This is a genomic window from Streptomyces sp. B1866, assembly GCF_031932565.1.
Taxonomy (GTDB): Bacteria; Actinomycetota; Actinomycetes; order Streptomycetales; family Streptomycetaceae; genus Streptomyces.
In genome coordinates, this window is record NZ_JAVSCF010000244.1 from 1 (window position 1) to 9,621 (window position 9,621).

The following is a 9,621-nucleotide window of genomic DNA, read 5'->3' on the forward strand; positions in this document are numbered from 1 at the left end:
GATCATTCTCGTTGAGAAAACCTCACTGGGCCCGGAGCTGAGGACACCTATCCGAGTGGACATCCTTCGGACAGTCGGCCCCTCCGTGCCAGGGCTCTAGACTGTCGATGTGACCGCAGCCTTCGACTACGAGGACATGCACCACTTGGTGGACCGGCTTACGCCCACCCAGGTGCGTCGGCTGCGCCTGCTCGTCAGTCAGGACGAGGAGCTGTCGCGGGTCGCCCAGTCGCTGCCCGTGGTCGGCGAAAGCACGGCCGAGGAGACGGTCCCCTCCGGGCTGCTGGCCTTGATCGGCAGTGTGAACGGCCCCGAGGACCTGGCCGAGCGGCACGACGACTACATCCGCGAGCGGATGCGTGAGCGCTTCGGTGACTCGGAGTGATCGCCACCGTCCTGGACACCGGCCCGCTAGCCGCTGCGTTCAATGCGGCTGACCGATGGCACGCAGAGTGTGCGTCACTGCTCACCTCGCTGACCGGTCGCCGTCTGCTGCCGAGTCCGGTCATGACCGAGGTGTGCTGGTTGTTTGAGCGCTGGCCGAGTGTGGAGGCGGCATTTCTCACCGAAGTCGCTCGTGGGACCTTCGAGCTTGTGCACCTCACCCCTGGTGACCTCACCCGGATGGCAGAGCTGGTCCTTCGGTATGCGGACTTCCCACTGGGCGGAGTCGATGCCTCGGTTGTCGCCGTTGCCGAGCGTCTCGGTGTGGATCGGGTGGCCACGGTGGACCGGCGGCATTTCGGTGTCGTGAAGCCTGTCCACGTTCCCGCCTTCACCCTGCTGCCGTAGCCAGCCGGAGGTCCCGCGGTGCCGGGGCGTACGGGTTGCGCTTACAGTCGCCGCAGGCGGTTCGCAGCCTCCTTCAGCACCTCCGGGCGCTTGCAGAACGCGAAGCGGATCTGGCTCCGGCCGGCTTCCGGGTCGTCGTAGAAGACCGCGTTGGGTACCGCGACCACGCCGCAGCGTTCCGGGAGGGAGCGGCAGAAGGCGAGGCCGTCCTTTTCGCCGAGGCTCGCGATGTCGGTGGTGATGAAGTACGTGCCCTGGGGGCGGTGGACCTCGAAGCCCGCGTCGGCCAGCCCTGCCGCGAGGAGGTCCCGCTTGGTCTGGAGGTCGGCGCGGAAGGCGTGGAAGTAGGAGTCCGGGAGGCGGAGGGCTTCGGCGATCGCGTACTGGAAGGGGCCCGCGCTGACGTACGTGAGGAACTGCTTGGCGGTGCGGACGGCCGCGACCAGGGGGGCGGACCCGGTGATCCAGCCGACCTTCCAGCCGGTGAACGAGAAGGTCTTGCCCGCCGAGGAGATGGAGACCGTGCGGTCGTGCATGCCGGGCAGGGAGATCAGGGGAATGTGCTCGCCGTCGAAGACCAGGTGTTCGTAGACCTCGTCGGTCACCACCAGCAGGTCGCGTTCCACGGCGAGTTCGGCGATGGCCTCGGCCTCGGCGCGGGTGAGGACCATGCCGGTGGGGTTGTGCGGGCTGTTGAGCAGGAGCAGGCGGGTGCGGGGGGTGACGGCGGCGCGGAGGGCGTCGAGGCCGGGGCGGAAGTCGGGGGCGCGGAGGGTCAGCGGTACGCGGGTCGCGCCCGCCATCGCGATGCACGCCGCGTACGAGTCGTAGAAGGGCTCGAAGGCGATCACCTCGTCGCCCGGCTCTAGCAGGGCGAGCATCGACGCCGCGATGGCCTCGGTGGCGCCCGCCGTGACCAGGACCTCGGTGTCGGGGTCGAAGCTCAGGCCGTAGAAGCGGCGCTGGTGGTCGGTGATGGCGGTGCGGAGTTCGGGGACGCCGGGGCCGGGCGGGTACTGGTTGCCGCGGCCCTCCCGCAGGGCGCGGACCGCCGCCTCGCGTACGGCCTCGGGGCCGTCGGTGTCCGGGAAGCCCTGGCCGAGGTTGATGGCGCCGGTGGCGACGGCCAGGGCCGACATCTCGGCGAAGATCGTCGTTCCGAGGCCGTCCAGCCCGCGGTTCAGCAGCGGCCGCTCACCCATCTCGGCTCCCTCACAGCTCGTCGGCGCCTCCATCCTCCGGGGCGGAGGCGAACGGGGACAAGTCTGCGGGTGCGAATCGCTATATGTCGGTTTTGTGGGGTGGGGTGGTCGGGGGTGGCGCCATGGTCGGCGGCGGCGTGCGGCGGTGGGCGGGGAACCTCTGGACTTGCTCAACTTCGCTTTGACCGTTTCGCGCCCAGGGCATCGTGCCGTCAGTACGCGGGCCTCGCTACGGGGGAGCTGCGGGGGATGAGGGGAGCGTGAGGGCCAGTGACCATGATCATTGTGCTCGTTCTGGTGTCGTCGGCGGTGGCCTTGGGGATCGCCCTGGCCGCCGCCGGGATGGCGCGGACGCAGGCCGGGCCGTCACGGCGGCCGGGGGCGTCGAAGGCGCGTGCGCGTGCGCGGGGGCGCCGGTGGTCGGCGGGGGGCGGGTCGAGTGGCAGTTGGTGGGCCGGTGACGGCGGGGGCAGCGGGGACGGCGGGGGTGGGCACCACGGCGGCCACTCGTGCGGCGGCGGCGGGTCGTCCTGCGGGGGCGGGTCGTCGTGCGGCGGGGGTGGCGGCGGGTGTGGGGGTGGTGGCGGCTGACCTGGTGAGCCGCCGTATCGTACGTCGGCATGGGTGAACGCGCCCGGTGCGTCAACGCGCGCCGGGCGCACACGCGTTGGACATTTGTGCGAACTAGTCCCCGATGTGGTGGAACCCTGCCGAAGATCTTCAAAAGTGATGTGCGGGAGTTCGTTTCATGATTCTGTAATGCATCGGACTCTGTAAACCTCGGAGCCCGCGACCCCCACGTGGGCGCGAGCCGGCGTACCCGCCTTGACGCTCATCCATGCCCGGGACGGGCCGGCCCACTTCCCCCCCCACAGCGTGATTGCGGAGCCGGCCCATGCTCACCACCATTGACATACCCTTCAGCGACACCCGCACCGCCGACCTGGCCTGGTGCCTGGGGCGGGACCCGCTGCCCGCCCTCTCGGTGCTCACCCTCCGGTTCGGCTCCTCGTCGGTGCAGCTGCGGCTGCTCGGGGCCTCGCACCAGGTGGTTTTCGAGGAGGAGGGCGGCCGGTGCTCGGAGACCGTGGCCTGTCTCCCCGACAGCACCAACCCGCTGCCGCTGGGGGTCTCCACGCTCAGCGGGGGGCGTGAATACGAGTTCGCGGCGCGCGTCGAGACGCTTACGCGCTGCGCGTTCGCCGGACGCGCCCAGGAGCTGCTGGCGCTGGTCGCCGACCACCCGCACGGGCTCGCCGGGGTGTTCCCGGGGAGCCCGTACGCGTTCACCGCGATGCTCGCCCGGTGGCAGGACGGGAAGGTGGCGTGGCGGACCTGGCACGCCTACCCGCAGGAGGGGCGGCTCGTCGCCACCCGTACGCGGCTGGGGGTGCGCACGCCCGCCGAGTCGGTGTAGGGCCTTCCCGTCTGGTGTTCTTCCGGTTCCGGTCGTACGGCCCGACCGGGTCCGGTTGTACCGTCCGGCCCGGTCCCGGTCGTACCGCCCGAACCCGTTCCGCGCCGTACGGACCGGCGCGCCGCGGCAGCCCGTGCGGCTTCCGCGGCGCGCTCCTCCTCGGACTGCTCGACCGCCTTACGCCTCCCTGCCGATCGGCGTGCCCTGCCACCTGCCGTCCCCCGGCACCCGCTCCGCCGCCATCACCAGCGACCCGGCGCCCACCGCCGCGCCCGCGTCGAGCCGGCTGCCGGGCAGGACCACGCTGTGCGGGCCGAGCGTGGCGCCGGCGTCCAGGCGGACCGGTTCCAGGCGCATCACGCGGTCGTGGAAGAGGTGGGTCTGGAGCACGCAGCCGCGGTTCACGCTCGCGCCCCGGCCGACCGTGATCAGGTCCGGCTCCGGCAGCCAGTACGTCTCGCACCACGCGCCGCGGCCGACGCGGGCGCCGAGGGCGCGCAGCCACCAGTTGAGCACCGGCGTGCCGAGCGCGGGCCGGACCAGCCACGGTACGGCCAGCACCTCGACGAACGTGTCGTACAGCTCGTTGCGCCACACGAACGCGCTCCACAGCGGGTGCCGCGCCGTCCGGAAGCGGCCCATCAGCGTCCACTTGGCCGCCACCGCGAGCGCGCCCGCCACCAGCCCGGCGGCCATCAGGGCCGTGGCCGCGGCCGCGACGGCGGGCCACAGGCCGTACGCGCTCCAGGTCACCAGCACCGTCCAGGTCACGGCGAGCTGGAGCAGGCCGCCGAGCAGGACGGGCACGGCGCGGCACAGTTCGACGGCGGCGCGGGCCGCGCGCAGGCGGCGCGGGGGTGCGAAGGTGCGGGCCTCGTCGTGGCGTTCGGCGGTGCGGCGCAGCCGCATCGGCGGGCGGCCGAGCCAGGACGAGCCGTCCGGCACCTCGGCCGGGGTGTCCGACAGCACGCCGATCAGCGCGCCGTCGCCCACCGAGCGGTCCGGGCCGACCACGCCGGAGTTGCCGACGAACGCGCGCGCGCCGACCCGCGAGGGGCCCAGCCGCACCCAGCCGCCGCCCAGTTCGTACGGCGCGGCCAGCACGTCGTCGGCGAGGAACGCGGCGTCGTCCACGCGCAGCAGCCCGGGCAGGGCCAGCACGGTGGACACCTCCGCGCCGCGGCCGACCCGGGCCCCCAGCAGCCGCAGCCATACGGGCGTGAACAGGCTCGCGTAGAAGGGGAACAGCGACCTGCGCGCGGACTCCATCAGGTCGTGGACCAGCCAGGCCGCCCAGCCCGGCAGGCTGTGCGCGGGGTGGGTGCCCGGCCGCAGGGCCCGCCCGGCCAGGCGGACGGCGGCGGCCAGCGCCAGCGCGTACGCCACCGTGCCGACCAGGACCAGCAGCGGGGTGACCAGCAGCAGGCGGGGCGCGGTCAACCAGTCCGCGCCCTCGCCGGGCAGGACGAGCAGCGCGAGCGCGACCGTGGGCGCGGCGGCCGTCCAGCCGATCAGGCCGCGCAGGGCCGGGGTGAGCAGGTAGGCCAGTGACCAGCGGCGGGACCGGGCGGCGTCGGCGGTCGGCCAGGTGATGTCGCGGGGCTGCGGCGCGGCGGGGGAGCCGCCCCAGTGCTCGCCGTCCGCGACGGCGTCGCGTACGCAGGCGCCCGCCAGCAGGCGCGCACGGCGCCCGACCCGCGCATTCGGGAGCACAGTGGCGCGTGCGCCGACGCACGCTCCCGCGCCCACGGTGACCGTGCCGACCCGCAGCAGGTCGCCGTCCAGCCACCAGCCGGACACGTCGGCCTCCGGCTCCACCGCGCAGCCGTCGCCGAAGTCCGCCAGGCCCGTGACCGGGGGCAGGACGCGCAGGTCGGTGCGGGCGCCGACCCGGCAGCCCAGCAGCCGTGCGTACCAGGCGGCCAGCGGCGTGCCGGGCACCGAGCCGAGGCCGACGGCGGCCACCCAGTGTTCGGCGGCCCACAGCCGCAGGTGGGCGGCGCCGCCACGCGGGTACGCGCCGGGCCGCGGGCGGCCGCGCAGGGCCCGTACCCCGGCCGCGGCCACCACCACCCGGCCCGGCGCGGTGAACAGCACCAGCCACAGCGGCGCCAGCGCCCACCAGGACAGGGTCGGCAGCCAGGAGTCGTACCCCGCCTCCGACAGCACGTTTCCGGCCAACGCCAGGGTCAGCGCCCAGCGCAGCCCGGCGACGCCGAACAGCAGCGGCTGGGCCGCCGCCTGGATCCAGCCGGTCCACCAGGGCGTGGGGCGGACCGTGCGGCGGTCCTCTTCCGTACGGGTACGGGGTGCCAGGGCGGTCAGGCGCTCGCGCAGGGCGGCCGGGGTCGGGTGCCGGTACAGGTCCGTCACCGACACCCGCGGGAAGCGCTCGCGCAGCGCGGACACCAGCCGGGCGGCGGCCAGGCTGGTGCCCCCGAGGTCGAAGAAGTCGTCGTACGGGCCGGCGTCGGCGCCCAGCAGGTCGCTCCACCGGCGGGTCAGCCACGCCGTCGTCTCGTCCGGCTCGCCGGTCTCGTGGGTCTCGTGCGTTTCACCGGTGGCGGCGGGCAGCGGCCACGGCAGGGCCGCGCGGTCCACCTTGCCCGACCCGCGCGTGGGGAACTCGGCGAGCACCGCGAGCCGGGGCACGAGCGGCGCGGGCAGCGCCTCGCGCAGCCGCCGCAGCGCGTCCGCCCGGTCGAACCGGGCCGGGTCGCCGCCGGCCGGCACCAGGTAGCCGACCAGCACGTCCAGGCCGCCCGGCGTGCGCTGGACCACCGCGGTCGCGGCGGCCACCGAGGGCAGGGCCAGCAGCGCGGCCTCGATCTCGCCCAGCTCCACCCGCCGCCCGCCGATCTTCACCTGGTCGTCGCCGCGGCCGACGAACTCCAGGCCCTCGGGCCTGGCCCGCACCAGGTCGCCGCTGCGGTAGGCGCGCGGCCAGCCGAGCGCGGGCAGCGGCGCGTACTTCTCGGCGTCCTTCGCCGGGTCCAGGTAGCGGCCCAGGCCCACGCCGCCGATGACCAGCTCGCCGGTCTCGCCCCAGGCCACCGGCTCGCCGTCCGGGCCGACCACGGCCAGCTCCCAGCCGTCCAGGGGCAGTCCGATGCGTACGGGCCCGCCGTCGGCCAGGCGCGCGGCGCAGGCGACGACGGTGGCCTCGGTCGGGCCGTAGGTGTTCCACACCTCGCGGCCGTCGCGGGCGAAGCGCCGTACGACCTCGGGCGGGCACGCCTCGCCGCCGACGATCAGCAGCCGCACGTCGGCCAGCATCTCGCGCGACCACAGCGCGGCCAGGGTGGGCACGGTGGACACGACCGTGATCCCCTTCTCCCGCAGCCACGGGCCGAGGTCGGCGCCGGTGCGTACGAGGGAGCGGGGGGCCGGGACCAGGCAGGCGCCGTGCCGCCAGGCCAGCCACATCTCCTCGCAGGAGGCGTCGAAGGCCACCGACAGGCCGGCCAGCACCCGGTCGCCGGGGCCGACCGGCGCGCCCGGGAGGAAGATCCGGGCCTCGGCGTCCGCGAAGGCGGCGGCCGAGCGGTGGCTGACCGCGACGCCCTTGGGCCTGCCCGTGGAGCCGGAGGTGAAGATGATCCACGCGTCGTCCTCCGGGCGCGGTGCGCGGCGCTCGCCGTCGGGCCGCGCCGGGCCCATGGGCGTGACCTGGTGGCCCGCGCCGAGCACCGCGCGCACGCCGGACTCGCGCCACACCAGGGCGGCGCGCTCCTCGGGGTCGTCGGCGTCGACGGGCACGTACGCCGCGCCCGCGGCCAGTACGGCGAGGATCGCCAGGTACAGGTCGGCCGAGCCGGACGGCATGCGCACGCCGACCCGGTCGCCCGCCCCGACGCCCTCGGCGCGCAGCTTGTCGGCCAGCGTCTCGACGGTGCCGGCCAGTTCGCGGTAGGTGAGGGCGGTGGCGCCGTCGTCCAGGGCGGCGGCGTCGGGCCAGGCGGTCACCGAGTGGTGCAGGACGTCGAGGAGGGTGCGCGGGGCGGCGGGCGGCGCGGACCGGTAGACGGCGCGGTCGGCGGCGGGAGCGGCGGCGGTCTGAGCGGTGACCTGGATGGTGGCCTGAGCGGTGACTCGTGCGGTGACTTGAGCGGTGACTTGAGCGGTGGTTTCCGGCGTGGGGCCACGGGTGGGATTACGGCCGGGTGCCGCGCCGCGGATACCGGTAGGGTGCTCCGCGAGACTTCCGGTGGGAAGCCGGTCCCCCCGGCCGCTTCCGGTTTTTCCGGACGCCTTAACGGTCACTTTAACTGCCACTGTTCACCCTTTTCGTGACAAGTCGTCGTATGGCCGCAGGGATTGTTTACCTGTCCCTTACGGCCCCGAAGTCCCGCCGAATTCCGTGGCCGGTACAGCGGGTCGGGGTAAACAGTGCGAGCGAATTCTTTGACTTCGGTGAGACCCGGCTGTGACTGGCGTGAGATCCGTTACCGGGGCGCATTCCTGGGGGCCTCGCCGGAGGCGGCGCGCCGCGCGCCGGGGGCCGGGGCGGCGACGGCGCACGGGCCCTGCGCCGGGGTGCACCCGTGTGGGTGACGTGGCGTTAGGTAAATGTGACGTAGCGTTCGCATCATGCTCGAATCGAAGGTGCCCGCCTCGACGGGCGCACCACCCCCCACGCTCTCCCCGCCGAACCCGCGAAGCCCGGCAGAGCCGCGTAACCCGGCGGAGCCGCGAGAGGCGGCGGATCCGCGAAACCCGGGGGGGTCGCGAGCGTCGGCCGATCCGCGAAGCCCGGCGGAGCCCGATCCGCGAAACCCGGCCGACGCGCGAGCCCCCCGCCCGAATTCCCCGCCCGACCCTCCCGATCCTCCCCGCCTCCCCGGCCCTCCCGACCTCTCCGGCCCTCCCGCGGAACGTCCGGCGCGGCTGCCCGTACCGGCCGGACTCGGCCGCTTCCTGGTCCTCGTCACCGTTTTCCTGTGCGCCGCCTGCGGACTGGTGTACGAATTAGAGCTGGTCGCCCTCACCGCCTCCCTGACCGGCGATCCGGTCACCCTCACCTCCGTCGTACTGGCCGTCATGGTCTTCGCCATGGGCATCGGCTCCCTGCTCGCCAAGCGGCTGCGCCGCCGCGCCGCCGCGGGGTTCGGCGCCGTCGAGGCGGGGCTCGCGCTCGTCGGCGGCTGCTCGGCGATGGCGCTGTACGCGTGCTTCGCCTGGCTCGACCAGCCCCGGCCCGCGCTCGTCGGCTGCTCGCTGGCGATCGGCGTGCTCGTCGGCGCCGAGGTGCCGCTGCTGATGGTGCTCATCCAGCGGGTGCGGCGGCAGGACGCGGGCCGGGCCGTGGCCGACCTGTTCGCCGCCGACTACGTGGGCGCGCTGGCCGGGGGCCTGGCGTTCCCGTTCCTGCTGCTGCCCGCGCTCGGCCAGGTCACCGGCGCGCTGGTGACGGGCGCGGTCAACGCGGCGGTGGGCGGGGCGCTGGTGCTGTGGCTGTTCCGCCGCGACCTGACCGTACGCGCCCGGTGGACGCTGCTGGTGGCGAACGTGCTGGTGCTGGCGGTGCTGGCCACCGGCACCGCGCTGACCGCCCCCTTCGAGCGGGCCGCCCGGCGCGCGGTGTACGGGGCGGACGTGCGCGTCGCGGTGCACACCGGCCGGCAGGAGCTGGTGCTGACCGGCGGCGGCCGGGCCGGCCGTCCGCTGGCCCTGTACGCCGACGGGCGGCTGCGCGCCAGCGCCCGCGACGAGTACCGGTACCACGAGGCGCTGGTGCACCCCGCCATGGCCGGGCCGCACCGGCGGGTGCTGGTGCTCGGCGGCGACGGGCTCGCCGCGCGCGAGGTGCTGCGGTACGCGGACGTGCGGTCCGTCACCGTCGTCGACCCCGACCCGGGCCTGGTGCGGCTGGCCCGCGACGACGCCGGCCTCGCCGCGCTCAACGCGCGCGCGCTGCGCGACCCGCGCGTGCGCGTGGTGACCGGCGACCCCTTCGGCCGGCTGCGGCACACCGGCCCCGCGGGGTACGACGTGGTGGTCTCCGACCTGCCGGGACCGACCGCGCGGGACGGCGCCGCGCCGTACTCGCGGGAGTTCTACGGGCTGGCGCTGCGCGCCGTCGCGCCCGGCGGGCGGCTGGCGGTGCACGCCGGGTCGCCGGCCGCGCGCGGCGCCTACTGGACGGTGGAGGCGACGGTGCGCGCGGCCGGGTGGCGCACCCTGCCGTACGCGCTGGGCCGCACCGCCTCC

Annotated in this window: 6 protein-coding genes; 4 read left to right on the forward strand and 2 right to left on the reverse strand. The window is 74.9% G+C overall.

Translation table 11 applies throughout. The features are described from left to right. Positions 1 to 109 precede the first annotated feature (109 nt). Positions 110 to 385, forward strand: a complete 276-nt coding sequence (locus RKE29_RS24250; RefSeq protein ID WP_312007740.1) for a hypothetical protein — start codon at positions 110 to 112, stop codon at positions 383 to 385. Then, positions 382 to 792 (forward strand): PIN domain-containing protein, encoded by a 411-nt coding sequence (locus RKE29_RS24255; RefSeq protein ID WP_312007741.1) that lies wholly within the window; start codon positions 382 to 384, stop codon positions 790 to 792. The genes RKE29_RS24250 and RKE29_RS24255 overlap by 4 nt, the downstream gene beginning before the upstream one ends. A 41-nt stretch (positions 793 to 833) precedes the next feature. Here RKE29_RS24255 and RKE29_RS24260 read toward each other — a convergent pair whose 3' ends face one another. Next, positions 834 to 1,994 (reverse strand): pyridoxal phosphate-dependent aminotransferase, encoded by a 1,161-nt coding sequence (locus RKE29_RS24260; RefSeq protein ID WP_312007742.1) that lies wholly within the window; start codon positions 1,992 to 1,994, stop codon positions 834 to 836. Between the two features lie 895 nt (positions 1,995 to 2,889). Between RKE29_RS24260 and RKE29_RS24265 the strand changes: the two genes are divergently transcribed. After that, positions 2,890 to 3,411, forward strand: coding sequence for a DUF2617 family protein (locus tag RKE29_RS24265; RefSeq protein ID WP_312007743.1), 522 nt, complete (start codon positions 2,890 to 2,892; stop codon positions 3,409 to 3,411). 177 nt (positions 3,412 to 3,588) lie between these two features. Here RKE29_RS24265 and RKE29_RS24270 read toward each other — a convergent pair whose 3' ends face one another. Beyond that, complete coding sequence (locus tag RKE29_RS24270; protein ID WP_312007744.1) at positions 3,589 to 7,686, reverse strand: Pls/PosA family non-ribosomal peptide synthetase; 4,098 nt, start codon at positions 7,684 to 7,686, stop codon at positions 3,589 to 3,591. A gap of 612 nt (positions 7,687 to 8,298) precedes the next feature. Here RKE29_RS24270 and RKE29_RS24275 point away from each other — a divergent pair. Beyond that, positions 8,299 to 9,621 (forward strand): polyamine aminopropyltransferase (locus RKE29_RS24275; protein ID WP_312007745.1); only part of this gene is annotated, 1,323 nt, incomplete at its 3' end.